General features: G+C 44.2%; 24 protein-coding genes and 1 pseudogene. 15 read left to right on the forward strand and 10 right to left on the reverse strand.

Annotated elements, in window-relative coordinates; genetic code table 11:
• Window positions 1–10 precede the first annotated feature (10 nt).
• The 3 genes from HW560_RS05745 (at window position 11) to HW560_RS05755 (ending at window position 3,132) form a co-directional block, all read left to right on the forward strand.
• Window positions 11–1,531: a multicopper oxidase family protein gene (locus HW560_RS05745; protein WP_257031750.1), complete on the forward strand. Its 1,521-nt coding sequence runs from the start codon at window positions 11–13 to the stop codon at window positions 1,529–1,531.
• A gap of 37 nt (window positions 1,532–1,568) precedes the next feature.
• Window positions 1,569–2,090: a TetR/AcrR family transcriptional regulator gene (locus HW560_RS05750; protein WP_090902727.1), complete on the forward strand. Its 522-nt coding sequence runs from the start codon at window positions 1,569–1,571 to the stop codon at window positions 2,088–2,090.
• A gap of 88 nt (window positions 2,091–2,178) precedes the next feature.
• Complete coding sequence (locus tag HW560_RS05755; RefSeq protein ID WP_179265741.1) at window positions 2,179–3,132, forward strand: NAD(P)H-binding protein; 954 nt, start codon at window positions 2,179–2,181, stop codon at window positions 3,130–3,132.
• Window positions 3,133–3,652: 520 nt separating this feature from the next.
• Here the strand turns inward: HW560_RS05755 and HW560_RS05760 are convergent.
• Window positions 3,653–5,083, reverse strand: coding sequence for a MocR-like pyridoxine biosynthesis transcription factor PdxR (locus tag HW560_RS05760; RefSeq protein ID WP_179262311.1), 1,431 nt, complete (start codon window positions 5,081–5,083; stop codon window positions 3,653–3,655).
• Window positions 5,084–5,292: 209 nt separating this feature from the next.
• On the opposite strand from HW560_RS05760, the gene HW560_RS05765 reads away from it, so the two are divergent.
• Complete coding sequence (locus tag HW560_RS05765) at window positions 5,293–5,841, forward strand: pyridoxamine 5'-phosphate oxidase family protein (RefSeq protein ID WP_090902733.1); 549 nt, start codon at window positions 5,293–5,295, stop codon at window positions 5,839–5,841.
• Between the two features lie 244 nt (window positions 5,842–6,085).
• On the opposite strand, the gene HW560_RS05770 is transcribed toward HW560_RS05765, so the two are convergent.
• Together HW560_RS05770 and HW560_RS05775 are read right to left on the reverse strand one after the other, a co-directional pair.
• Window positions 6,086–6,655: a DUF4062 domain-containing protein gene (locus HW560_RS05770; RefSeq protein WP_179262313.1), complete on the reverse strand. Its 570-nt coding sequence runs from the start codon at window positions 6,653–6,655 to the stop codon at window positions 6,086–6,088.
• 206 nt (window positions 6,656–6,861) lie between these two features.
• Window positions 6,862–8,886 carry a right-handed parallel beta-helix repeat-containing protein gene (locus tag HW560_RS05775; RefSeq protein ID WP_179262315.1) on the reverse strand — a complete coding sequence of 675 codons (2,025 nt, stop codon included), beginning with the start codon at window positions 8,884–8,886 and terminating at the stop codon, window positions 6,862–6,864.
• A 273-nt stretch (window positions 8,887–9,159) separates the two neighbouring features.
• Between HW560_RS05775 and HW560_RS05780 the strand changes: the two genes are divergently transcribed.
• On the forward strand, window positions 9,160–10,245 hold the full coding sequence (locus tag HW560_RS05780; protein WP_179262317.1) for a 5-methyltetrahydropteroyltriglutamate--homocysteine S-methyltransferase: 1,086 nt from the start codon (window positions 9,160–9,162) through the stop codon (window positions 10,243–10,245).
• Between the two features lie 108 nt (window positions 10,246–10,353).
• Here the strand turns inward: HW560_RS05780 and HW560_RS05785 are convergent, their stop codons facing one another.
• Both HW560_RS05785 and HW560_RS05790 read right to left on the reverse strand, forming a co-directional pair.
• Window positions 10,354–10,806: a HEAT repeat domain-containing protein gene (locus HW560_RS05785; protein ID WP_090902740.1), complete on the reverse strand. Its 453-nt coding sequence runs from the start codon at window positions 10,804–10,806 to the stop codon at window positions 10,354–10,356.
• A gap of 140 nt (window positions 10,807–10,946) precedes the next feature.
• On the reverse strand, window positions 10,947–11,966 hold the full coding sequence (locus tag HW560_RS05790; RefSeq protein ID WP_257031978.1) for a zinc-binding alcohol dehydrogenase family protein: 1,020 nt from the start codon (window positions 11,964–11,966) through the stop codon (window positions 10,947–10,949).
• A gap of 196 nt (window positions 11,967–12,162) precedes the next feature.
• On the opposite strand from HW560_RS05790, the pseudogene HW560_RS33670 reads away from it, so the two are divergent.
• Window positions 12,163–12,323 (forward strand): annotated as a pseudogene (locus HW560_RS33670) (LytTR family transcriptional regulator); the annotation flags it as partial.
• Between the two features lie 13 nt (window positions 12,324–12,336).
• Here HW560_RS33670 and HW560_RS05795 read toward each other — a convergent pair.
• Window positions 12,337–12,726 carry a winged helix-turn-helix transcriptional regulator gene (locus tag HW560_RS05795; protein WP_179262321.1) on the reverse strand — a complete coding sequence of 130 codons (390 nt, stop codon included), beginning with the start codon at window positions 12,724–12,726 and terminating at the stop codon, window positions 12,337–12,339.
• 147 nt (window positions 12,727–12,873) lie between these two features.
• Between HW560_RS05795 and HW560_RS05800 the strand changes: the two genes are divergently transcribed.
• Window positions 12,874–13,392, forward strand: coding sequence for a DJ-1/PfpI family protein (locus HW560_RS05800; protein WP_090902745.1), 519 nt, complete (start codon window positions 12,874–12,876; stop codon window positions 13,390–13,392).
• A gap of 124 nt (window positions 13,393–13,516) precedes the next feature.
• Here the strand turns inward: HW560_RS05800 and HW560_RS05805 are convergent, their stop codons facing one another.
• The 3 genes from HW560_RS05805 to HW560_RS05815 all read right to left on the reverse strand — a co-directional run bounded on the left by HW560_RS05805 (window position 13,517) and on the right by HW560_RS05815 (window position 15,908).
• Window positions 13,517–14,491 (reverse strand): YndJ family transporter, encoded by a 975-nt coding sequence (locus HW560_RS05805; RefSeq protein ID WP_090902747.1) that lies wholly within the window; start codon window positions 14,489–14,491, stop codon window positions 13,517–13,519.
• Window positions 14,492–14,577: 86 nt separating this feature from the next.
• The gene (locus HW560_RS05810; RefSeq protein WP_179262323.1) at window positions 14,578–15,123 is read right to left on the reverse strand and encodes a DUF6199 family natural product biosynthesis protein; all 546 of its coding nucleotides are present in this window, start codon (window positions 15,121–15,123) and stop codon (window positions 14,578–14,580) included.
• Between the two features lie 158 nt (window positions 15,124–15,281).
• Entirely contained in the window at window positions 15,282–15,908 is a 627-nt protein-coding gene (locus HW560_RS05815; protein WP_090902751.1) for a hypothetical protein, read from the reverse strand.
• A 516-nt stretch (window positions 15,909–16,424) separates the two neighbouring features.
• Between HW560_RS05815 and HW560_RS05820 the strand changes: the two genes are divergently transcribed.
• Both HW560_RS05820 and HW560_RS05825 read left to right on the forward strand, forming a co-directional pair.
• A complete protein-coding gene (locus HW560_RS05820) occupies window positions 16,425–18,548 on the forward strand; it encodes a 5'-nucleotidase C-terminal domain-containing protein (RefSeq protein ID WP_179262325.1) in 2,124 nt (707 codons plus the stop codon).
• A 273-nt stretch (window positions 18,549–18,821) separates the two neighbouring features.
• A complete protein-coding gene (locus tag HW560_RS05825; protein WP_090902755.1) occupies window positions 18,822–19,169 on the forward strand; it encodes a transporter in 348 nt (115 codons plus the stop codon).
• Between the two features lie 259 nt (window positions 19,170–19,428).
• On the opposite strand, the gene HW560_RS05830 is transcribed toward HW560_RS05825, so the two are convergent.
• Window positions 19,429–19,578 carry a hypothetical protein gene (locus tag HW560_RS05830; RefSeq protein WP_177185811.1) on the reverse strand — a complete coding sequence of 50 codons (150 nt, stop codon included), beginning with the start codon at window positions 19,576–19,578 and terminating at the stop codon, window positions 19,429–19,431.
• A 159-nt stretch (window positions 19,579–19,737) separates the two neighbouring features.
• Here HW560_RS05830 and HW560_RS05835 point away from each other — a divergent pair, with 159 nt between their 5' ends.
• From HW560_RS05835 to HW560_RS05860, 6 genes are all read left to right on the forward strand, one after another.
• The gene (locus tag HW560_RS05835; protein ID WP_090902757.1) at window positions 19,738–20,304 is read left to right on the forward strand and encodes a TetR/AcrR family transcriptional regulator; all 567 of its coding nucleotides are present in this window, start codon (window positions 19,738–19,740) and stop codon (window positions 20,302–20,304) included.
• 129 nt (window positions 20,305–20,433) lie between these two features.
• Window positions 20,434–21,555 carry an ABC transporter permease gene (locus HW560_RS05840; protein ID WP_090902759.1) on the forward strand — a complete coding sequence of 374 codons (1,122 nt, stop codon included), beginning with the start codon at window positions 20,434–20,436 and terminating at the stop codon, window positions 21,553–21,555.
• Complete coding sequence (locus HW560_RS05845) at window positions 21,555–22,232, forward strand: ABC transporter ATP-binding protein (RefSeq protein ID WP_090902761.1); 678 nt, start codon at window positions 21,555–21,557, stop codon at window positions 22,230–22,232. The genes HW560_RS05840 and HW560_RS05845 overlap by 1 nt, the downstream gene beginning before the upstream one ends.
• A 226-nt stretch (window positions 22,233–22,458) precedes the next feature.
• Complete coding sequence (locus tag HW560_RS05850) at window positions 22,459–22,992, forward strand: YceI family protein (protein WP_090902762.1); 534 nt, start codon at window positions 22,459–22,461, stop codon at window positions 22,990–22,992.
• Window positions 22,993–23,225: 233 nt separating this feature from the next.
• Window positions 23,226–24,323, forward strand: a complete 1,098-nt coding sequence (locus tag HW560_RS05855; protein WP_090902764.1) for a bifunctional glycosyltransferase family 2/GtrA family protein — start codon at window positions 23,226–23,228, stop codon at window positions 24,321–24,323.
• Entirely contained in the window at window positions 24,323–26,614 is a 2,292-nt protein-coding gene (locus tag HW560_RS05860) for a glycosyltransferase family 2 protein (protein ID WP_179262327.1), read from the forward strand. Before HW560_RS05855 ends, HW560_RS05860 begins: the two co-directional genes overlap by 1 nt.
• Window positions 26,615–26,623 lie beyond the last annotated feature (9 nt).

The raw sequence follows: 26,623 nt of genomic DNA on the forward strand, positions 1-26,623 counted from the left end.
GGAAGAACTCTTGAAGAATAAAAGAAAAATCGGCAAACGCCTGATTTATATCGGACTTCCTTTGACTTTGGTGCTTCTGCTCGGAGCGGCGCTAAGCACTTATTTCTGGCAAATGAGGCTTCAGAAGCCAGAAGAGATCAACATGGCTCACCATCAGATGGCGGCTGGCATGGCCAGTATGACAAGCATGGCCGATATGACGGGCATGGAGCATATGGAGGGCAGGGAGTCTTCTTCTTCCGAAGAAGGCGGGGTATCTTGTGCTTCTATCACAATCCCGGAGTCATCGGCTCCGATCCGCAAGTTCGATCTGACGGCCGCCAAGACGACATTGAAGCTGGACAACGGCAAGACCGTCGAAGCTTGGACCTTCAACGGCATATCCCCGGGGCCGGAACTCCGCGTCACGGAGGGCGATCGGATAGTTGTTACTCTGCATAACAAGGACATCGAGGACGGCGTGACGATTCATTGGCACGGACTTGCGGTCCCGTGCTCGCAAGACGGCATTTCGGGAGTAACGCAAGACGCCGTGCCGCCGGGGGAACAGTTCACGTATTCGTTTATCGCGACGACTCCAGGTACGTACTGGTACCATTCCCACCAGATGAGCTCGATTCAGGTGAGCAAGGGACTGCTAGGTGCGCTCATCGTCGAGCCCAAGAAAGGTTCCGAATCCGATCCTTCAACATCTGAGGCAACGGCTCTCTATCAACAGCTAGGCTCTTCCATGCTGGTGAACGGAAGCGTGATCGGACTGTCGATCCCGGGCAAACCGGGCGAACAGGTCAGGCTAAGGCTGATCAATTCGGGCAATGAAACGATGGAATTCGGCGTCGACGGGGCACCCTTCCGGGTCATGGCGATGGATGGCCACGATTTGCATGAACCCGGACTACTGGAAGGGAAGATAGTTCCGATAGGAGCGGGCCAGCGTTATGATCTGCTTATCCAAGTTCCGGAGTCGGGCAAAGTCGTCGTCAGCAGCCCTTCGGCTAAAGGCTTGCCGGTTACGATAGGCAGCGGAAGCCAGCCGCAGCATAAGGAAGGGGGGCAGCTGTTCTCGTTCGTCCATTACGGCACCCCATTGCCTAACGACCCCGTCTTGCAAATCAAACCCGATCGGCACTATGAGCTTAAGCTCGGCCAAACTCTTTTCACCAAGTCAATTAACGGGAAGTCCTTCCATGAGATTCCTCCGATGACCGTGAAGAAGGGAGACCATGTTCTCATTACCGTAACCAACGAAGGCGGAGGAGACCATCCCTTCCACCTGCACGGGCACGTGTTCCGAGTCTTGAGTAAGAACGGCTCTGCCTTGCAAGGCAGCCCGGTTTATCTCGATACGCTTCTGACGAAGGAAGGCGAGACCTACGAGCTGTACCTGGAAGCAGACAATCCGGGCCTCTGGATGATCCATTGCCACAACCTCAAGCATGCCTCGATGGGCATGAGCATGATGCTGAATTACGAAGGCATTACGACGCCATACCGGGTAGGAACCAAGTCAGGCAATCTACCCGATCTATAACTAAAGACTTTCGTTATTCGCAAAGGAGCTTCATGTCATGACCAAAGACGCGAAGATATCCATCAACCGCCGAATCGACATCATCTCTGCGGCGATTGAAGTGTTTGCCGAGACCGGTTACTACAGAGCCACTACGGCACAAGTCGCGCAGAGGGCACAAATCTCGCAGCCTTACGTGTTCCGTTTCTTCGCCACGAAGGAACAGCTGCTGCTGTCAGCGCTTGAGGTATCTTGGCTGCGAATCATCAAGTCCTTCCGCCAAGTAATCGAGTCCGCGACTTCGGAGCGGCTGCAAGCCGAATTCATTGAAACCTACGAGAAAATCTCGGAGAGCCACCGTAATGAAATGCGCCTGCAGATGCAGGCGCAGACGATTCAAGAAGTCCCGATTCAAGATGCCATGCGTTATGGGTTCCGGGAGGTGCACCGAATGGTGCTTGAAGCATTCCGCCAAGCGGAGATCTCGAATCCCGAAGAGAGTACGATGCTGTTCCTAGCTCGAGGGATGCTGTGCAACATTGCCGAGGCTATCCACTTGCCGGAACTGAAGGATAGTTAAAGAGAGCGGGCAGTGCTTTAATCCAGTTAGTAATCAATCAATAATTAGTCAATAACCAATGATATAAAGGAGCAGTGATGAAATGACGATGACAAAGGCAATGGTGATTGGAGCAACGGGCGGAACGGGAGCCGCGATTACGGAAGAGCTGGTAAGAAGAGGGGTCGATACGATTGCATTCGGGCGCTCACGTCAGAAATTAGAACAGTTCGCAGCTCGGCTAGGCAACCCTGGGCATCTGACGCTTGTCGTAGGGGACGCGATGCGACCCGAGGATATTGCTTCTCAAGCAGGCGGCGCGGACGTATGGTTCCATTGCGCGAATGTTCCTTACCATGAGATGGCGAGCAAGTTGATTCCGCTGGGCGTGTCGGTGATGGAGGCGGCTGAGCGCATGGCTGTCCGAGTCGTCGCGATTGACGGTATTTACCCTTACGGCAGGAGACAGGCTAACCCGGTGACCGAGGAGCATCCCAAGCAACCGCATACTCGAAAAGGCAAAGTTCGCTTGGAATATGAACGGATGTTATTCAGCAAGCGGTGGAACCGGGCCAAGGTTCTGATCGCCCGTCTGCCCGATTATTACGGACCTACGGCCAACGAAGCTTCTTATTTGGGCTCGACTCTGGAAGCAATCGCGGCCGGCAAGATGGCGTTCCACATCGGCAATATGCATACTCCTCGCGAGTTCATCTATCTGCCGGACGCAGCGGCAATGATTGTCGAGTTGGCCGGCAAAGACTTCGCCTACGAGCAAAATTGGAATATACCGGGGGCCGGGTCGATCGCTGGAAGAGAAATCGTGAAGATCGCGCAATCGGCGAGTGGCAGCGTCAAACCGGTCATTCCGTTGAAGAAGCTGGGCTTGTCCCTGCTCGGAATCGGCTTGCCCGTCATGAAGGAAGTCGTGGATATGCTTTACTTGACCGAAGAACCGTTGACTCTAAGTCGAGACAAGTACGAACGACTCATCGGTCCGGTCATTGCAACCCCTTTCCAGGAGGGAATCGCCTCAACGATAAAAGCACTGCAGAGGAAATAAAGGGTTGCAGAATTGTGATTAATTGATCACTTTTGACCTGAAGCCAATTTTGTTGCGAAAAGCTTGGAGAATGTTGAAGAAGCAATTCTTCACAGCGCTAATCGACGGCATCCTGCTGCCTGCCCTCAAAAACCCGCAAAGGCAGGCAGGATCACAGCCCTGGAACCGGGTATAAAGGATTGGCGGTTAAGCGCTTCGGCTAATGATTCGCCGATAGACCCGTTAGACTGAACCGTATCATAAGTAAGGCGAAAATTTGAAATAATTATCGGAGCTTGCAATTGAAGGATTCATACAATACGGCAAACAAAAACTGTTGACACACCCCCCCTCAATCGATTGAGGGGGGGATGATACCCAGAAAAAGAAGGTACCGGACAAACTTGTTTTTTATATCATTGTTTGCCTATGGTTTACATGCTTAGCGATAATCTCCCCATTGAAGGCGAAATTCTTGACAACGGATATGGTTGCAACCATTTGTCTCTTTTGCTTTCTCCTCAATTCCCACATGATGACCCTATAGGATCAACTCCGCAAGACGATGAACCCCCTGCTCAATCGATGCTTCATCTACTTTTGCAAACCCCAACACCCATCCTTTTCGTTTGCTTTCCAAACAATAAGGTCGAAGAGTGTATACACGTATTCCCTTTTGAAGAGCTAACTTAGTTACAGTGTCTTCGTCGTATGACTCTTCAGCTTCAAGGAGCATATGCAATCCCGTTTCTACCCCACTTAGTGTGAAACGCTCTCCCAAACCACTTGCCACTATAGCTTTTGTCATGGCTTCATGTCTTCGTCGGTACACATTTCTGACTCTTCTCATATGGCGCATAAAATGCCCATTCTGGATGAAGTGGGTTAGAGTCAACTGGTCCATAATCGGAAGATGGCGGTAAATCAGCTCCTGTACCCTGGCTAGTTGAGCAATGGCCTCCACAGAGCCAACGATAGCCGAAATACGAATGCCTGGAGCAATCATTTTAGAAAAACTCATGAGGTACAAGGTATTATTAGGTGCCTGGCTAAACAGCGTTGGAAGTGGTTCGCCGCGATATCGAAATTCACTATCATAATCGTCCTCAATAATCCAGAATTGTTCTTGAGCAGCCTTATGTAACAATTGTTGCCTACGCGGCTCCGACATAACGACTCCGACCGCGCACTGGTGTGAAGGGGTTGTAAAGATCAGTTTGGATTGCGGGTGAATATGCTCAACCACTAGACCATACTTATCCACGGGAACGGGCACCACATTCATACGCCGGTATTTCATCGCCATCCAGGCAGCTGGAAAACCGGGATCTTCTACAGAGACAGTGTCTCCGTCAGCTAAAAGCGATTGTGCGATTAAGTCAATGCTATGCTGAGCTCCTGAGGTCAACAGAATCTGATTGGTTTGGATATGGATGCCTCGTTCAAGTGATAAATAACGCTGAATCTGCTCACGTAATGGTGTGAAACCACAGGGATTACCGTAAGACCAGTTGGATAAATCCATTGCAGCGGATGCGTGCAGAAGCGATTGTCGCCAGTTCTTTTGAAATTGTCCGTCTACATAGGGTTCATGGGGACTAAAATCAATATCCACGTCAGGATGTTCTTGGCCTTCGAACCAGTCGTGTAATTGATCGACAGCCGAGTTCAACAAAGGAAGTGAGGGGGGAATGGGGCCATCTGCTATTATTTCCTTTGTTGATTCAGTGACTTGTTGCCATTTACTAACCCGCGTCCCTCCTCGGCGAGATGTAACCGTATAGCCTCGACTTAGCAATTCCTCATAGACGATCTGTATTGTTGAGCGAGAGACACCTACCATATGAGCAAGTTCGCGGGAAGGAATCAGCAATTCCCCTGGCGCCCAGATCCCGCTCATAATATTATGAATCGCTTGATCAAGCAATTGCTGCCAGATTGGTCTCTTGTCATTACGATTCACTTTCATCATCGTATACACCTCCAGATAGAAGTTCCAATTATAAATGCTCATTATGGATTGCTTATAACCTATATCTTTGGATGTTTTAATGCAATCCATTCACTGATATACTACCGTAATAACCCTGATATTTGCAATCTAGTCGTAGCTGCACTCTAGAAGAGTATCGGGGTTTAGAGTGGGATGAGTGTGTTATGAGTGAAAGGAGAGGTTTAGAAATGAATTCGGTTCGTTACAAGATCAGGGAATGCCGGGATCAAGAGAAAATTGAATGTTTCCTTCATCAGGCGAGAATTGGGTATCTTGGGTTGGTTGATGGGACCCTGCCCTATGTTGTACCGCTTAATTATGTGTGGGCTGAGGAGAAGCTCTATTTTCACGGGGCTGGAGATGGAAGGCGTAATCATGTCATGAGTGAAAATCCAGAGGTATGTTTTACGGTATGTGAGGAATATGGGACCATCACTGACCCGGTACCTGCCAAAACGGATACGGCTTATATGAGCGTAATGGTATTTGGGCAAGCAGAGCCAATCACTGATTTGGATGAAGCCACCCATGTACTTCAGGAAATGATCAATAAATACGTACCTGGCTATTATAACCGCCCCTTGTCGAAGCAGCATGTGGACAAGTATAGGTCGGCCGTATTCGGCGGACCGGTTCAAGTGTACCGTGTTATTCCGCACCATATGACGGCAAAAGAAAGCCCAATTGAAGCAGAAAAAATGTATAGAACGGTCATGAATGGCGGACGAGGGATTTAACGACAAGATACCGTTACGACTTGCGTTAAGCTAACATGTGCGGTAGTTTAATGAAAAGTGAACACGTAAGAGGTCACCTGGGCATAGCGTTCTGGCTATGGAAAAGAAAGAATCTTCGAATCTTCGCTATGGGGTAAAGAACAAAGTGCGGCCTCAAATGATAGGTGAGGATTACCAGGAGCTTCGATTATTTAAAAAAAATGAAAAAGACGATAGCTGTGAGCTGTCGCCTTTAGACCAACTTTCATTTCATTTTCTCCAACTCCGCCTTTAATCTTGCATTCTCTTCCAACAGCTTTTGGACCTCCGGGACATCCTTGCCAGAAAGCCAGCCATACAAATCGTCTCTTGCTGCATACTCCGGCAATTGATCATGAAGTACCATTTTAATGTGCCGTACATCTTCAACATAATAGATAGGGATTTGTTCCATGACGGATTGCTTAAATTCTTGAAACTTCTGATAGTATTCAATTGCTGCGAAGTCGTATGGCTTTTGTCTTAATGCTTCATCTGTGACAACAAAAGCAAATCTAGGTTTGCCCGCTTCTCCGGCATACTCATACTCCCAATGGGTATAGCTCTTGGATTCATCTTCAGGAAGTGTTAAACCATAGAATCCTCCGAGAATCAGGACATATACATCGGACTCGTCGATCCATCTCTTCCTAATTTTCATTGGACTTTCCTTGAAAAATTGCTCGATTCCCGCAGGGATATGACCAGCTTGAAGTACGGCTTCAACAGCGGTATGTCTTTCCTCAATAAGATCGTAGTAAGTAGACGATATGTAAATTTGTAGTTTTTTTCTCATAGGCCCACCCCATTTAAAGAATGAATATAATTAGAATCTAGCACTCTCTCACTTTATTTGTCAAAATGAACTGGGGTTGAAATGGCCGAAGGTTTTGGTTTCTTCTTTGTCACTGGGGAGTTCGTCTTTAAGTGTTGGAATCATTGATTGATATGAGTCAGGATAAAGATCCAATCATTTAGAATGACTGGATCCTCAATCATAAATTAAATTTCAAAATCAATCGTACCCTTTTCGGTTAATTCAAAGGGACCAGGTGTGACAACTGCATCGGGTCTCTTTGTTCCGAAAAAGTCGGAGTCAAAATGATATGGGCTGCTGTCCGGCTCCTCAAACTTCATGTTGGCATGATAAGTCTTTCCAAGCAGATCCGTGGTAACTAACATTGCAGAGGTTCCCCGAAGCAATTCGGGATCATGGATCTGAATGTGCACTTTGCCTAGTGCAGGATTCATCTCAATTTTTACGCCCTTCTGTGCAACTATCTTCGCTTGGGATTCGTGACGACTTGGAACCGCATCGTTAAGAAATACATTGCCACCCATAGCCACCGGAAGAACGGCATTGCCTATAAAGAGATCCTTCGCGGCATCGCCAAGCTCCATAAGCTCCTCTTTGGTGTATTCCCACCATTTCTTATCTTTCACATCAGGATGTTGATCGTAGCCGCCAAGTCCCACAGCATGCAGATAGCATATGGAATTGTCCGGAACCCCGTCCATGACCGTCTTCCCGTCCTCTCCAACTTCATCCCTTGGTTTAAGTGGAAGATGCTCAAAAAAGGTGATGGGCACAGGTTCCCTATTAGGATCATTGTCACCAATAAATATATTGTTGTAGTACCTGTCATCGCCCCCAGTGATATTGGAGTATCCGGCCATGGCCGTCTCGTGAGGGAAGTGATATGGCGTAATACGAGTAATTTCAGAACGGACTACAAATCGGCCTGCAAACAAATTATGAGCAAATGCCCCGCCCTGAGCCATATTTCTGAAATTCATCGGAGAGAGAAATAGATTGTGATCGACCATATACGGACCATGGCAAACCTCAACGAAGAGATCTTCCGAAAGGTTGTCAAAAAATACATTACGGCTGATGCGAGTGCCCTGTGCCTGCCAGTCCAGCCAAAGCGCACGGTAACAGCTATACATTATATTTTCGCTAATCTGAGTATCCAGTGAAGCATGCAGTTTAATTCCGGCTACTTCGGCACCATGTCTGAGTCGTTTGTGGTGAATATTATAAATACGGTTCTGATAAATGTGGCTGAAGGCTGCTCCCATATGACCCACAATACCTGCCTGTTCGCAATCATGAATCACATTACCTCGAACAATGTGACTGCCGACGCGATCTTTATGCCAGCCGGAGCGTAATGCTCGTAAAATAACCTCCTGCTCGCGTTGAGTGCCGCCTTTACTATGCTTCTCCAAAGACTTGGTGTGCCCTGTGCCGATTTCGGTACCCAGGCTAATACCAACGCATTTGGATTCACTGATGATATTGTTTTCAATAATCCAGCCCTTGCTCCAGTGAGGTCCAATCAATCCTTCCTGGTAGTCTGTAGGTGGCGCCCATTGGGGGGAGGCTTGACGAAGAGTAAAACCGCTTACGGTGATGTAGTTAATTCCCGGTTTCTCAGGCCAGAAGCAATAAGGACGTACATTAATTTCTACATTTTCCGTACGAGGGTCTTTTCCACCAAAGTTGGCCCAGATTTTGGTTGTTGTAGAACCAACCTCGGCATACCATTTTAACAGTGAATCCTTGGGATACTTAGCTTCAGGCCACACTTCAGGATTGTGAACGCTTTCAACACTATCGCATTCATACAATGATTTGCCATCCAAATAGACATCACCGAGATGAACCGGGAAGGGCCCGTCAAACAACCAGTCTCCACTGAGTTCAACTTCAAAGGGATTGCGAACGGAAAAGATGGAATTGAGTACTTCTGTACGCCAAACATCGTCTCCTTCAGACTTCCAGTTGGTAACCCGTTCAGCTCCTGTAATGACGACTTCGCCGTCTCCTGCGGATCGATAGACGATTCTATGCTCCGCTGTTCCTCCATTAGCCGGGTTAACCCATTCCCTGTATATTCCCGCACGAACAATAACTGTATCACCAGCCATGGCATGAGCCGCAGCGCGTGATATGGTACGAAGGGGTTGATCCGCTGTTCCTTTTCCTTGATCATTCCCATGTATGGATACATGATATTCCATAACAACTCTCCTTCTATTTTAAAATTATTGTTGTATCCAGTTATTATACTAGAAAATAAATATAATGGGAGAGATAGGAAGGTGAATGTTAGGCTAAATTGATACTGATATAAGGTAAACCACATCCACTACCCTATGAGGTTGTGTTTTTTGCTTTTGAGGACTTTTAGCTATTGTTAAAAGCTATGACCAGTCATGCCTTTTTCATATAACAAGCATTTCATTTGATCATGCTATACTCATTAGACTAAAAAGCTAGAAGGAGAAATATAGATGATACCATTTCGTAATGATCATGTAGGTAGCTTTCTACGTCCTGCAAATTTAAGTCAGGCACGTGAACAATATAAATCAGGCAATATCACATATGAGGAATTAAGAGCTGTGGAAGATAAAGAGATTATTCGAATTATTGAAAAGCAAAAGGAAAATGGCGTATTGGCCGTTACCGATGGTGAATTCCGCAGAAGCTGGTGGCATTTTGATTTTCTGGATGGCTTGGATGGCGTAGAGTTATATGAGCAAATAGATGGACCAAAATTCCATAACATGCAAACTCGCAAGGGTGGGATTCGTGTTTTTGGTAAAGTTGATTTCTCGAGTCATCCCTTTGTTGAGGATTTTGTGTTTTTGAAAAAGCATGCAGGTGACGCAGTGGTGAAACAGACCATTCCAAGTCCCAACATGCTTCTATATCGGTTGGAAAATGGTGCCAATACCTATACGGATCGGGAGCAATTCCTTCAGGATACGATTGCGGCGTATCAAAAAGCCATTCAAGCCTTCTATGATGCGGGATGTCGATACCTGCAATTGGATGATACCGCTTGGGCAGATCTATTCTCAGAAGCTGGTCACGATAAGCTGCGTGCTAAAGGTCTGGAACCGGCGGAAGAGTTGAAAACGATGCAGCGAATGATTAATGAATCCTTGGCTCATAAACCGGCAGATTTAGTTGTGACGATGCATATTTGTCGTGGTAACTATAAATCGAACTATTTCTCAACGGGTGGTTACGAGTACGCTTCTGAAGTTATTTTTGGAGGCTTAAACGTAGATGGATTATTCTTAGAGTTTGATGATGAGCGCTCAGGTGGTTTCGAGCCATTACAATATGTGAATCGAAAAGATTTGAAAATCGTACTTGGTTTACTCACATCGAAATCAGGCGAGTTAGAGGATAAAGAACAAATTAAGGCTCGGATTGCAGAGGCGGCAACCTATGTATCACTTGAGCAGCTTTGTTTGAGCCCACAATGTGGTTTTTCGTCTACAGAAGAAGGCAATATTTTAACGGAAGAACAACAATGGCGTAAACTTCGTTATGTAAAGGAAATTGCAGAAGAAGTTTGGAATTAATCCATACGCTCTAACTTTTTTCTGGTGGAAATCAAAATAATAAGAAATAAAGAAGCCACTCCATTTTTTGGAGTGGCTTTGTACTCAGCTATTATACGGTAACGGCGGCTATCTTCTACCTAGTGTCTCCCAAATTCCATGGAGCCAGGAGTCGAACTCAGCATCTTTGTCGCCCTCGTAAGTATCATAGATATCCAGACGTGTCTTTTGCAGTTTTTCCTTAAATTGCTCAAATGTGTGACCTTCGGGAAGGCTTTTTTTAATCCGCAGCAAAATTTTGTTAAGACCTTTAAACAAATCGCCTTTGTTTTTGGCAGGCATTTGTACATCTTCATCCATCTGCTTAAGCTTAAGATATGCGGCTTCGCGCACTTGAAACACTTGATCATTTTTCAAAACATAATGTAGTAACTGTATGGTAGGGGCTGTATCCCAGTTTCCCAATTCGTTCACTGCATTCAGTCGGTCTCTCCAGCTTGCCGACCGATTAGCCGCTCGTTTGAGCTCTTCAAAGTTTTCCGGTAGTTCGTTAATTGCTCCAATATCATGGTTGTTCGTCAAAGTTCAATCTCCTTAATCATCGCCATCTCGGCAGAATGATGAATGTTAATCAGGTAAACACCATTATACCACGAACCTGGCTAAACTACTTCATATAAGCCGATTGGTTAATCAAAAACCCGAAAGATGCAACCAGGTTTTTAAATAAAACCTTCCAGTACAATTTTACCAATCGTCCTATTGCTCTCCAAAAATTTGTGGGCTTGCCGGAGATTATCTGCTGAGATGGGTCCAAGGACCTGGGCCAGTGTTGTCTTTAATTTTTGGTTATCCACAGCATCAGCAATACGATTAAGCAATAAATGCTGCTCAATCATATCATCTGTTTCGTAAACAGCGCGAGTAAACATAAACTCCCACACGAAGGTGACGCTTTTTTGCTTAAGCAATGTGAGGTCCAGCGGAGAGGTCGGATCATCAATTGCGCATACAACTCCTTGCGGAGAAATAGCTTCACTAATACCGGTCCAGTGTTTTTCCAAAGCATTCAGGCAAAAAATATAGGGAACGCTTGTAAATCCAATTGATTGAAGTTGTGGAAGGAGTGGCTCATGGTGATTAATGGTATAGTCCGCGCCCATTGATTTAACCCAGCTAACCGTCTCCGATCGGGAAGCAGTCCCGATTACAGTAAGCCCCGCTTGTTTTGAAAGCTGAGTGGCAATGGAACCTACACCCCCGGCTGCACCAATAATCAGCAGAGCCTTTCCTTTGTTGAAACCCGGATCTTGGGAAATAGACATTCGGGTAAATAATGCTTCCCAGGCTGTAATGGATGTTAAGGGAAGAGCTGCGGCTTCCACAAAACTTAAGGAAACAGGTTTGCGCCCAACGATTCGTTCATCGACCAGATGGTATTCACTGTTTCCGCCTTGTCGTGCAATACTGCCAGCATAAAAAACTTCATCTCCCGGACGAAACAATGAACAGTCTGGCCCTGTCTCTTCGACGACTCCTGCCACATCCCAACCTAGAATTTTAGGAACTTCCTCAACTTTTTCCTTAGGCGCTCGTACCTTTGTATCAACAGGATTGATCGATATAGCTGTAACTTTGACCAAAATGTCACGACCTGTTGCTTTTGGTTTTTCAACAACTATGTCCACCAGGCTTTGGGGATTGTCAATTGGAAGGTAACGAGTTAATCCTACCGCCTTCATTGTAGTCACGATGAACCACATCCTTTCCTTATTAGTATGCCCTTTAATTAGTACTATATTGACATGATCACTATTAGACTTAAGGTCTTAAGCATAAGTGAATTTTAGTTTAATATAGAGGTGAATGAAGTGTTAATAGTATAGAAGATATCACCTTAAGTTCACTGCTAGAGTTCATTAGTAATTTTCGGATGAAATTTCGATTGCTGTTCTAATACAAAAGAATATATTCACTATTGGACAAGTAGCCAAATTGATTTGAAAAGTAGCGCCCGAGATCCTGTAAAGGAAGGAACGATTGCTCATAAAGCAAGGGTAACGAAGCAAAAGGTCTCAGAGTGTATTCAAGAAGCTGTCGAAGAGTAAGGGATTATTTGTTTGATTCCGGTATATCCATTTCTTTTATGATTTCTGCTATCCGATTTTTTCCCCATTCATACATCATTTCAACGATAGGAAGTAAAGTCATCCCCAATTCAGTCATGGAATATTCCACTTTGGGTGGAACTTCTGGATAAACCTCGCGATGAACTATTCCATCTTCCATCAGTTCTCTTAATTGATTCGTTAATATTTTATGAGATATTTTTGGAAAAAGCCTTTGGAGATCACTGAATCGATACGGTCCTTCTACACATAAATGCCATAAAATAACAATTTTCCATTTACCACTTAGAATGGATAAGGTAAGTTCTTTTTCACAATTATAATCACCATTTATGATCTTTTCTTTAACTTCATCTCTAAACGTATCTGGCATAAGCTCTTACCTCCCTACTCGTATCAATTGTAACCTGTAGGTAACCTTCTTACACAAAAGTGCATACTTCACAGTGAAGAAAACAAGCAGTAGACTAAAATAGTCGTCTGACCGACAATCTTTTTCACTAATTAGGAGGAACTACAAATGAGTAAAAAAGCACTCTTTATTATACCACCAGAACGTTTCAATGAGGATGAATTATCTCAACCAAAAGCCGAATTGGAAAGCAACGGAATTGATGTGACCATTGCAAGTACGAAAACAGGTGAAATCATAGGGGATTATGAAGGCAAAGCAACTGCTGAGGTCATTTTCTCTGACGTTATTGCTTCTGATTATGATGTTGTATCAGTGATTGGTGGATCTGGTACGAACGATCATCTATGGGGGAATCAAGAATTACAAGATTACTTGAAACAAGCGTATACTGATAAAGTTCTGGTAACAGGAATTTGTGCAGGTGCGGTTACTGTAGCTAAAACCGGTTTACTTACCGGAAGAGAGGCTACTTGCTATCCAGTAGATGTACAAAAAGACCAATTAAAAGCGAATAAAGTAACATATGTTGAAAAACATGTTGTTGCTCATGAAGATATTATCACTGGCGATGGTCCGGATGGCGCTAAAGAATTTGGAGAAGCTTTAGTAAAAGCATTAAGCTAATTCTACATTTCCTCCTTGAATTTATATAATCGAAAGCCTACGGGATTCATTCCGTAGGCTTTTGGCACTTCAAAATCAACCTGAGTATGATCAAGCTAATCTATCACCTCGTGAAGAAAATCCGCTAGAGCCCCGATTGGTTAGCCTTTTCCTTAATGAAGTCTACCATAAACACCCAACCAATTAGTCCACATAAGACAAAACCAAACGCATGCAGAGATCCATAGATAGGAATAAAATCGAGTATGGTTAAGGAGTACATATTTTTCAGTAACGGATAGAAGATGGAAATAACAACAACCGTGTAAAAGGCTAGGCAAGAAAGGCCTAAGAAGAAGGCTGCCTTAATATCCAAAGCATTTTTCCTCAAGTAAGCAAGGAGATAAGCGGTGTATACCACAATATTGCAGGCGAACAAACTGACACCAATGTATTCAATCGGCTTGGAGAAAATCATACCAATAGCAATCAAGATGGGTCCGATGATATCGATGGCAACAACCCAGGGATACCAGCTTTTCTTCGTCATGATGCGTCCCAGTGCACCAATAAAAATTGGAACGATAGCAGATGAGAAATGGAAGTGGAGCGAGCTTAACGCGTGCGTTGCAGGATTAGCCTGGAAGAGGTTCAATTGATATTGATATAAGGTAAACCAAATGCCCCCGACAAAAAAATAAACGAGCCCCGCTCCAATCGCTACTTCCGCTGCTTTTCCTTTAGAGATCACAATCGTGGTCAAGCCATAGATGCCAAGCAGCAGGGTGAACAGTAGCCATCCAAGGGACAGAATCCCTGGGATTGCCGTACTTTCTAACCCCCACATCTTACTACTCATTACCGAGGCCAGGGTAAAAAGCGCAGCGGGAAATTGAAGCCATTTCATAGCAGCATATATCATTCGTTGATGTTTATTCTTTTCGTCATGGTTCAAAAGTAAAATCACAAGAGGTACAATGACGAAAGCCGCAAACAGTAGAAATTTCTCAACAAGTTCGAATTGAAAGTAATCAAGATAAAATATCAGAATGGTTATGATTCCACCGGGAAACACTGGTGCTAATAATGATTTCATTAGTTGCTTCAAGGAACTATTCATGGGGTTTCCTTTCTAACTACGTTTATCGTAATAACTGCCTGCATCCAGTTGAGCAGCGTTCTTTAGTATTAAATATAATGACAATACTAATCACTATAATTTGTTTGAAACCAATTTTTTAACTCTTCACTCATTATCTTATACTCCATCTCGGGAGCCTTCGAATGCAATTCGATTCCTCCAGATGGTCCGAAAATAACGATGTCTAGGCTCGTTTCATCTGTAAATGTAATTTTCCCAGCATTGTTCGATCCAACAACATCACCTGCATCAAAAGGTCTAAGTTCTGCATCTTGTATCATTTGGATAACCGTATTTTTTTCTTCCTCGCTTAATATGGAGGGATTAATCATGCCGATACTGATTTCTTTTACTTGCCCTGTATCAAGTTTTTCTTTAAATTGTTCTGCCCATTTGCTGTCCGCTCCGCTTCCTGTGGAGCAACTTGAAACGATTAGTATAAAACCGACAATCACTAAGACAATACCTGAAATCCGTCCAGCATTTAATGCTAAGTCACTTGGCTCCGCATCTTTAAAGTTCCATCCCAGTCGTAAATACCAAGCAAAGTAAGGCCAAATCGCCATAATTAATCCTATTATTAAGACTAAAACACCTATAATTCCTGTCAAACTATCACATCCTGTATATGTTAATTAGTCTATTTAATACGAAAAATACTCGTTAAAGTTCCTTGTATGTAAATATCCCTCGCTACATGTAAGTAATCTATCAACTTCCTTGGGGAAACAAAAAAAGAGCCGCACATCATGCGGCTCTCGATCTAAATTTAGCGCCCGCCCGTATTGGAAGCCCAAACAGGAATCCAACTGTTAGGATAATAGTCATTGGTCAGGGTTGTGTTATAGAGAACTAAATTCCCATCACTTTGCATGACCAGTGTATCACCTGTTGTGTTAGCCGGTAAGCTGCTCCCGTGATGACCTGGAATCCATGAGGTGGTATTGGGAGACCAAGCAGCTATCTGTACAGAAGTATCAATCATCAAAACTTTATCCCATCCCCAACCAGTGTAATATTCGAATTTACCTGTAGCCGGGTTGAAACCATAACGATAACCATATTGGTAAACATCTTGATATTTCATGCCATATTTATAGATGACAGGTTTCCCGTATTGTGGTTCAAATTTGAACGAAAGAGCCCCACTGTTACTGGTACCGCTACTCCAAAGAGAAGAACCATTCTGATAGATAACGAAATTCCCGTCATTCTGCCAAATGGCTGAGAACCTGCCATCTTGGGAGGTGAGATAGTCACCCTTGGCCATACTTTGGCCGATCGTGAGCTTATCTCCAATATAGCCAGCAGAAGCAGTTGCTGGTACGGCAAATGCAAGAATCAACAAGCAAGCCATAAGAATTCGAAAAGATCTGGGGAAAAGTTGTCTGTTCATTGGACACGCTCCTATGTTCTTTATAATGGTTTAACGCTAGCCCCAATTGGTGGAAGACGGGAACGAAGATCTAAAATGCTCCCAACGGTCACCTCCTTTTAAAGAAAGTGTGAAAATTTTTGATACATATTATGTAATGGAATGTGTGCTTTTTAGGAGATGGAAGCTAAGTGTTCTTTAGTAGAGGAGTCGCATCATCAGGCGAGAATACATACTTTATTTTCCATTATAGCAACAAAAAATATAAAATCCATATTTTTCTATATGAAATTCTGAATCTATCACTCATGTCCATTGTGTCATAACCTCTTGTCTCCTGAACTAGATTAAACCTAGCATTCGCGTCAATAAAATGAAGCCAACACTAATTTTGGTGCAGCTCGAGATACAGGTTTGCATCTCCTCTATCAATCTTCTAAATTTTTTACATCCATTTTATATTTTTTATGATTTTTATGAATTGAACTATGGTAAAATATTTCAGGATCGAAAATTGGAGAGGGGTTTTGTTAATTCATGTATTGGAAAAAAGTTTTGGGCCAAAGCACAATTCGTGTGGCAACTGCTGCACTATTACTCACCCAACTATTGGGCGCAGCAGGTTCTGTCTCTGCCGCAGGCAACGATGTAGAAGTACACTTAATTGGTATCAATGACTTCCACGGTCAGTTAGATACCACATCGATCGTTAGTGATAAAAAGGCAGGAACGGCTCCAATTCTAGCAACCTACTTAAAAGAAGCACAAGCAAAATATGAACATTCCCTTCTCTTCCATAATGGAGACTCTGTGGGTGCATCTGCTCCAGTCTCATCTCTCGATCGGGACGAGCCTACCATGGAATGGATGAATATGATGGGCTTCGATGTAGCATCTCTGGGCAATCATGAATTCGACCAAGGTATCGCTGCTTTGAAGGCACAAATCTTCGGTGGTCTTGATCCAAAAGAAGGCAAAGTAACTCATGCGGGTGCTAAATTTGATTACGTCAATGCAAACGTCATTGAAACTGCCACTGGCAAAACATTGATTAAACCCTATGTTATTAAAGAAGTGGGCGGAGTCAAAATTGGATTCATCGGGTTAGTGACGAAATCCACACCTGCCAAAGTATCCCCATCTGGGACAGCTGGCGTGCGTTTCCTAAGTGCAGAAGAAGAAGTTGAAGCCGTTAATAAATATGCAAAAGAGTTGCAAGATCAAGGTGTAGAAACGATCATCGTTTTGGCGCATGATCCAGCAACAACCAAAGAAGGCGTAACCACTGGAGAAGCGGCTGATTTGGCAAAAGCTTTGCCAGCAGATTCCCCTGTTGACGTTATCGTCGCAGGTGACAACCATGCTTTAGCTAACGGTGAAGTGAATGGAAAATTGATCGTTCAAGCGTATTCTTATGGTACGGCATTTGAAGATATTAAATTGATGATTGACCCTGCTACTGGGGATGTAACTGAGAAATCAGCTAGCGTTACAACGACTTTCCAAGAGGGTGTAAAAGAAGACCCTGAATCTTTAGCTATTATTAAAAAATCATTAGACAAGCATCCTGAGCTGACGAAGCCAGTAGGTACAACGGATGGTTCTGTTACCCGTACAGATGCTTATAATAACGAAGCCGCTCTTGGCAACCTCATTGCAGATTCAATGCGTCATGCAGATTTTGGAGATAAGGCAAGCGCTGCTGACTTTGCATTTATGAATCCAGGTGGTATTCGTGCGGATCTGCCAAAAGGCGATGTGACCTTTGCTGATCTTGCTAAAATCCAACCGTTTGGTAACACTCTAGTGAAACTGGAGCTGACTGGCGAACAAATTAAAACCTTGTTGCAGCAACAATGGGGGACCAACGCTGACGGTACACCAAACACCAAAACTCTACAGATCTCTGGCTTGAAATATACTGCCGATTTCAATAAGCCAGTGGCAGAACGTGTTACTGGTCTCACTCTTGAAGATGGCACACCTGTTGATCCTGCAAAAACATATACGGCTGTAGTTAACAACTTTATGGCTGCAGGTGGAGATAACTATAAAGTGCTAGTAGATGCTAAATCATCCTTGGCTGGTCCTATCGATCTGGATGTATTCTACCAGTACATTGTAGATACGTTTAAAGGCGCTGACATTGTGGCTAAAACGGAAGGACGTATCACGAATCTAGCTGCATCTACAGAGGAAACAGAAACACCTGTAAGCACAGAATTCATTTCCCGTGCTGAATTTGTAAGTGCTCTTGTAGACCTGTTGAAACTGAACGAAGTAGCGACAGCACCTGCATTCAAGGATGTTGCTGCTAACGCTGCATATGCAGATGCAATTGCTGAAGCGACTCATGCTGGATTCATTCAAGGCTACGGTGGTAACTTTAATCCTGATCGTGATATCACACGTGAAGAAGCGGCTACCATTCTTGCTAAATTGGTAAAAGACCAATCCTCTGATAAAAATGCGGCTACAATCATTGCAGGCTTTGAAGATGGCAAAACCGTTTCTACCTATGCGGTAAAATCGATGGCAAAACTGATTGACAAAGGTATTCTTAGTGCAGCAGAGAAGAACCTGCTTCAACCTAAACAAGGTCTTTCTGCTAACGATGCCAAAGCTTTAATTCAAAAAGCTGTTGCAGCAAAAGCTTCATAATGTAGAACTGATTCAAACCTTATATTAAAACAGGAAAACACATCCTATTGGGTAAATAAGCTTTCCAGGTGAAAGCTATATCCCAATTTAGGATGTGTTTTTTATGTTTACATGCAGTAGATTTTAACTTGGCTGAGCAAGCCGAAATGGACTATCTAGCTGCTCGCCAGCAGTTTATGGACGTGTTTGGCGTTTTTTTTTACATTTGCCCAGTCGCCCTTTCCGCGAATGCATATGATGATTATGCCTACTCATTGAAAGGAGCGATCACATATGGGATTTTTTCCAATGCCGGGGCCTGGTGGAGGGTTTCCAGGTGGACCAGTCGGACCGGGAGGGCCGAGTTTTCCAGGGGGTGCACCCGGAGGCGTTCAACCGCCGACGGCTCCTCCACCGCAGTTCATACCACAAATGCAGACCGCCACATATGCTATCGACCCTGGCGGGATCAGACGCTGCATGTTCCGCAACACATACATTTGGCTGAACAATGGCGAGCAATTCTGGTTCTTCCCGGTATTCGTCGGGCGTAATTCTGTTGCAGGGTTCAGATGGTTCGGTTTCTTCTGGGGATACTTCGGTATTGATTTGAATCGGATTAGCTCGTTCACATGCTTTTAAGACAGACTTCGAAAGAGAACAGCCTGGGGGCTGTTCTCTTTGTTGTGTAACGTATCATAAATAAAGTATGGGAACCATGTTATAACACAACATGGCTCGCCTGGCGAATTGCTTATCTGTTACTTATGGAAAAGTCGAGTTTCCATCACAGGGGAAAGTTTTTTCTTGGGAGAAACGCAGCCATACGATCGAAGTTAGCTTGGTTCTATGGAATAAAGAAACAACACGTTATGCGCTATGCACCCGTGTTGTTTCGTTGTTAGATGGAGTTCATGAATGTCGCAGGAAAAACATTTTGAAGCCAACCGTTACGAATTTTATAGTCAAGTGGAATGACTGCAGCATACACGATGCGAACGAGCACTTCGTCCACTTGCGGTTGAGGGCGTTCAACGATGGCTCCCTTCAAAATGTTTGGGCCACTTGTTTTGGGAAATGCTCATAAACATATGCTAAACTGATAATAAATAAGAGCAGAGATAGGACTCATTTTAAATTTACAATATCAAACTATTAGGTGAAGATAGCTAATAAAACAGATCTTAAATGATAAAAAGGAAGAGATTCAATGGGAAGAAAACAATCTTTTACGGAGACAGAGCTACTTGATACGACAAAAAAATTAGTGCTTGAGCATGGATACGACGGTTTTCATCTCAAGTTGCTCTCACAGCATCTGTCAGGAGCCCGAAGCACTATTTATCAATATTACTCTAATAAAGAAGAGATCGTGGCTGCTTGTATGAAGCGCGTAATGGTAACGGTATTAGAAAATGCGTTAGCTATTGATGAGACTGATCCTATGGACGCTCTCGAACAGTTACTTCTCGTTTACGTAGAAGAATCTACACTTCATCAACTTCTGGGAAATGCCAGTAAAATTAATACTACTAATTCTTCGGCGGCAGCAAGAGATCTTGAATATATTGAGGAAGCACATACGACTCTTAAAATTCAATTATCACGATTGTTTGAACGCGCACAACAGGATAAAAGCTTGCGACAAGATATGCCACTTCCTGTACTTATTAGTGTTTTTTTTAACTTGATTGATACGCCAAATATGCTGAATATCCCTGCACCTGATTGGGGGAAGCTGTTGTTTCAAATGTGGATCGGAGGAGCCAAGAGCTAACATCGGTCTTGGATTTAATTTGACACTAGTGTCATTTATATTGTTTAATGAAGTAGCTAGCAAAGTGTAATAGCCGCTTAAATATGACACAAGTGTCAAAAAAATAAAGGCAAGGAGTTGGGAATAGGAATGTTTTTAGCTATGAAGGAATTGATGCATAGTAAAACAAGGTTTTTAATGATCATCATCATTTTTGTACTAATAGCTTGGTTGGTATTTATCTTATCCGGTTTGGGAAATGGTTTATCTACGTTAGCTGCGTCAACATTCAAGACGATGAAGGCGGATTATGTCATTTTTGAAGAAGGGTCGCAGTCATCAATGAGCAAGTCGCTACTATCGGATCAATTAATGGCGGAAGTGGAGCTGCTACCAAATGTGAGTGCTGCCACACCTATGGGAAGCACGATGGCAACGGCGTTGAAGGAACAAAGCATCAAAAATGAGGAGAAGTTGGATATTGCGATTATAGGCATCAACCCAGGGAGCTTCTTGGAACCTGCTGTCGTGGAAGGGGAAAGTCTATCCTCTGCGAACCCTACTGGTGTCGTGGTGAATTCGACCATGAAGGATGAGGGCTATAACATTGGTGATACTTTTCAATTAGATGGCACGACAGAATCATTGACAATTATCGGATTTGTCGAGAATCAGACATATAACCACGTAGCGTCGGTATTTACTCCGATGGCTGAATGGCGAAAGATCACCTTTGCGGCCCCGGGTTCGGATAAGGGAGTTGCAGGGCCCGTTAATGCAATTATGTTACAAGGCAAGGATATCGATCCAAACGTAATGAATAACATGCTAACAAGTACGGACACGGTGACTAGAACGGCAGCAGTTCAAGGAATGCCAGGGTACAAAGAAGAGAATGGTACGATTTTAATGATGCTTGCATTTCTGCTCGCTATCTCCGCCTTCGTGCTTGGGGTATTCTTTTATGTAATGACGATGCAGAAGACTAACCAGTTCGGCATTATGAAAGCGATAGGCGCTAGTAACCGATTTTTGAGCAAATCCATTGTATCTCAAGTGTTTGTGCTTTCGCTGACCAGTATTGTCGTTGGAATCTTGCTTACTTATGGGACAGCAGCCATTATGCCTAAGGGCATGCCATTCAAGCTGGAAACCAGTCTTGTCGTCACGTATTCTGTTATCTTGCTGATTATCGCTATGTTAAGTTCGATGATATCTGTTCGAAAGATTACAAAGATTGATCCCCTCAAGGCGCTCGGGAGGGTTGAATAATGACTAAGGGATTGCAAATGAGTAAAGTCACAAAGTATTATGCCGAAGGAAGCAATCGGATCGCAGCACTTGATCATGTGTCCATTTCAGTGGAGCCGGGTGAATTTGTGGCTGTAGTTGGACCGTCGGGTTCTGGTAAAAGTACGTTTTTGTCTATTGCTGGAGCGCTACTTCAAGCCTCAGAAGGAGAAGTTAAGCTAAATGGACATCATATTTCTACACTTACTGCCAAAGAGCTGGCGAATGTAAGGCTACAAGAAATCGGATTTATTATGCAATCCTCGAATTTGGTTCCTTATCTAAATGTTCTGGATCAATTGCTCATCATAAAAAGGATGTCGGGAAAGGTTGAAAGGGAGGATAAGGTTTTCGCCACGAAGTTGCTGGAAGAGCTGGGTCTGGGCTCGAAGTTGAGAAGCTTCCCAGAGGAGCTATCGGGTGGTGAGAAGCAGCGGACAGCGATTGCTCGTGCTCTAATTAATAATCCCAACATCATCTTGGCGGATGAGCCGACAGCAAGTTTGGATACCAAACGTGCCCATGAAGTGGTCAGTCTCATCGCCCAAGAGGTGAATTCACGTCAGAAAGCAGCGATTATGGTTACTCATGATGAACGTATGCTTGAATATTGCGACAAGGTATACCGGATGGAAGATGGAAAATTGTCTTTGCAGTAGGGAATAGGGCGGCGTATTCGTATCCAGCAGGAAATGTAAAGGTAGAGGGGCCTGAGTCAGTCCGACATCAGATTTACGAGGAAATTATAAAATGCTGGAATGCAAAAACGCTACTGACATTACGTTGTCAGTAGCGTTTTTATATATTAACGGTATGCGAATAACGCAGTGTTTTGGAGATAGGGTAACCTTTCTCATAATATGATTATCGAGGTGGAATTTATTTATGAACAGTATCCAATGGGAAGTAGATCCTGATCACAGCTCCGTCGAGTTTTCGGTGGCGCATTTAATGATCAATAAAATCAAAGGTGTATTCGAGCAATTCGAAGCGGTTTTAAGTTTTGACCCCAACGATGTAACAACCCTGGGTATTCGGGCTTCCATCGACGCAAATAGTGTCACTACTCGCCAGCGGCAACGCGATGAACACCTGAGGAGCGAAGAATTCTTTGATGCCGCCAACTATCCAGCGATTACGTTTCAAAGCACCAACTGCGTTCTTACTGGCGAACGGCAATATGAACTTGCAGGCAATCTAACGCTCCATGGCGTAACAAAACCTATCACTTTTCATACCGTTTTTGAAGGGTTTAATAAAGACCCTCGTGGCCGGGAACGTGCAGGATTTCATTCGAATGCCAGTATCGATCGTAATGAATTTGGTTTGAGCTTCAACTCGCCTCTGGAAACGGGCGGAATTGTCGTTGGAAATGAAGTAAACATCGAGCTTTATATCGAGGCAATTCGAATAGATTAGCATGGTTACATGATACCTGAACATCCACTCGCCCATAATCGTGGCGAGTTTTTCGTTGTGTATACCACAGTCCTATTCCTAGTATTTTTTGCCTATACACTAATGCGAATGTGTATACAACTTTTTTACCAAAATATATACAGTTTGTTCGTTTACTGTCTACTCTTTCGATGTTATACTCTCAGTATTCAAAAAGAATTTGTGAAAATATGTCGAATTGAGGCTTAACTAGGATGATTATAGATAAAAGTGAAGACGGCAAAACGATCATCCTTATTCCATCGCTTGAGCCAGATGAGAGACTTCTAGCCTATGTACGGCAATTGCGAGAATATGGCTTGACTAATATTGTCATTGTGGACGATGGGTCTGGTGAAGCGTATCAGTCGATTTTCGAAGAGCTGAGTGTGAACGGGTGTGTTTTGCTGCGGCATGTGGAAAATCTGGGAAAGGGTGCTGCACTTAAGACTGGGTTTAAGTATATCGGAGAGCAGTTCGATGCGTCTTCTTACGTCGTCACAGCGGATTCAGATGGGCAGCATGCAGCCGAGGATGTTTACAGACTTGCGAAAGAAGCCAGACAGCATCCTGATGCATTGGTTCTCGGGGTAAGGAACTTCAGCGAGGGAGGCATACCGCCGAAATCTTTGCTGGGTAATCGGATGACGTCCTTTATTTTTGCTATGCTTTACGGCAAAAAACTGTCAGATACCCAAACCGGGCTTCGAGCCTTTGGCCCCGGGCTGCTGGCTTTCATGCAAGATGTTCGCGGCACTCGTTTCGAATACGAGCTGCAGATGCTCATCTCATGTATTCAATCCGGTATACCGATTCATACCATGCCGATTCAAGTTATCTATGAGAATGGAAATGCAGGGACACACTTTAAAGCGATTCAGGACAGCGCTCGGGTAATGGGTGTACTGTTCTCTAACTTCCTGCGGTTTATTTCCTCTTCCGTGGCGAGTTCGGTCGTCGATTTGGGAATTGCGTGGTTTTTGATCGACTTTTTGCGGCCCATGTTGGGTCAGCAGGATTATCTAAGAATTCTGCTCGCAACCGTGATTGCGAGAATTATTTCGATTGTCGTTAACTATGTACTGAATAGGCACTTTGTATTCCGCAAAGAGGATAGTCAGGGCAGTCTATGGCGCTATTTGACGTTGTGCGGATTCGTGATTGTGCTTTCCAGTACGGGGGTATATTTGTTCCATACGATTTTCTTCGTGGATGAAAAAATTGCGAAATTTGTCTGTGATGCCTTGCTGTTCCTGCTCAGTTTTCAATTGCAGCGAAGATGGGTATTTGCAGCAAGGAGGAAGCAGCTGTAGTGCAAAACGAAAAAAGGCAGAATATTTTCTTTGTCATCACCATGATCCTGATGTCCATTTATTTGCTATGGCGGATGTTCTTTACCCTGCCATGGGGGGAAGGCGTACTGAACGTCATCTTCGGCATTCTGCTCATTGTGGCTGAGATGGTAACCGTACTGACCACTTTTGAATTGTTTTTTCAAAAGATGCAAAAGGAACGTACGCAACTCGACTTCCCCATCGTCCCTCCCGAATATTACCCGGATGTGGATGTGTTCATTGCCACCCATAATGAGCCGGTCGATCTGTTGTATAAAACCGTCAATGCCTGTACGTTCATGGATTATCCGGACAAGCAGAAGGTTCACATCTATCTGTGTGATGATGGAGCACGACCTGAGGTGGAGGAGCTTGCGAAGCAGTTTGGCGTTGGATATCTGGGTTTCCCCGGCAACAAGCATGCCAAATCAGGGAACCTGAATAATGCCCTGAGCAAAACCACTTCTCCACTCATTGCAACCTTTGATGCAGACATGATCCCGCAGCACACCTTCTTGATGAAAACCATACCGTATTTCCTGCTCTCCACATTTATAGAAGAGAACGGGCAATGGCGGCTTCGCCGTGAGGATGAAATGGACAAGAAGTTCAAGTTGGGGCTCGTACAGACCCCTCAAAGCTTCTACAATCCGGATTTGTTCCAGTTTAACCTGTATGCAGAGCAAGGCATTCCGAATGAACAGGATTTCTTCTCCCGAGAAGTGAACATCCTGCGTAATGCCTCCAATGCAGTAGCCTATACGGGAAGTAATACGATCATTTCCCGTCAAGGCATGGAAGATATCGGCGGTTTTCCGCTGAATACAATCACCGAGGACTTTGAGACAAGCATCCGCTTACAGCAGGAAGGCTATATTACGTATGCAACTCAAGAGGTTCAAGCTGCCGGACAGACGACAACAACAGTTCCGAGCATGATTAAGCAGCGAATTCGCTGGGCAAGGGGTATTATTCAGAGCCTGCAAAATACGCGTGCTCCTATATCCGAAAAGCTTCCTTTCTGGACGAGAGTAACCTATTTAAGCAGTTTCTTATACTGGTGGTCCTTCTTTAACCGGTTGATTTTCATTTTGGCACCCATTTTGTTTGCACTATTCGATTTTAAGATTGTAAACACAACCTTCTGGCAAATCTTAATATTCTGGCTTCCGTCCTATTTCTTCTACAGTCTATCGATGCGTTATCTGTCGAGCAATATTCGGAATCAGCGCTGGAGTCAGGTTATTGATACGATATTTATGCCTTATCTGATATGGCCGGTTCTCCTTGAAACGTTGGGTATCCGCGAGAAAAAATTCAAGGTTACGAACAAAAGCAGAGCGAAAGGCCGGAAATGGATGTCTGCTCTGTTATATGCACTTCCGCATATCTTTTTGCTTTTGCTTTCGATTGCGGCTGTGATTCGATATGTTAACGGCAAGTATGGCATCGCGCTGTTCTTCAGCAGTATCATTATTTTCTGGCTCGTTCATAATATGATTGCGCTGTGTTATGCTCTGTTCTTTATGATCGGCCGTCGTGCGTATCGGGAGACAGAGCGGATTCGGGCACAGGAAGATGTCACGATCCACGATCAGGACACGAATCTGCGCTATGAGGCCAAGACAGTAGATGTATCCGAACAAGGTATTGCCTTTTATGTCCCGTATCCCATTTATCTACCTGAACAGAAGACGATCTCTCTGGTCGTAAAATCCGAGCGGTATGAGGCCAATCTCAATGCGGTCATCGTTTATGTGAAGCAGGATGGGGAAGGCTGGCGTTATTCCGCGACGGTTCAGCCGATTGATGAGACGGATAACCGTCAATACATGCAAATTATCTACGACCGTAAACACTCGTTGCCAGAGCAGATGAATCTGTGGGATACGGCATACGACGATATGCTTCGCAATGTGAAAAAACGTATTGTTCAACCTAGATCGGATCAGCGAAAAATGCCGAGGCTTTCTCTTCAGCTTCCAATTCATTTCACCAATAATGCGGGCTGTACGCTGCGCAGCTTCAATTATCGTTTCTTTTCCGCTACGGGTCTCCATGGTGACATTACGGCAGGAGCGATCGTTACTTTTTATACGAAGAGTAATATTGAAGTCATTTTGCAGCATACAGGGAGAACAACAGCCAATCGTCGCGAAGTGCTTCTCTCGGTGGAGAATATGGATGATATCGTGGAGCGCGGTTTGATAGATCAATTGCTGAGTGATTTGACCCATCCACATGCCGATCGTTTCACCAGAGAGGGTTAGGAGAGATAG

It is taken from the genome of Paenibacillus sp. E222 (assembly GCF_013401555.1).
Classification (GTDB): domain Bacteria; phylum Bacillota; class Bacilli; order Paenibacillales; family Paenibacillaceae; genus Paenibacillus.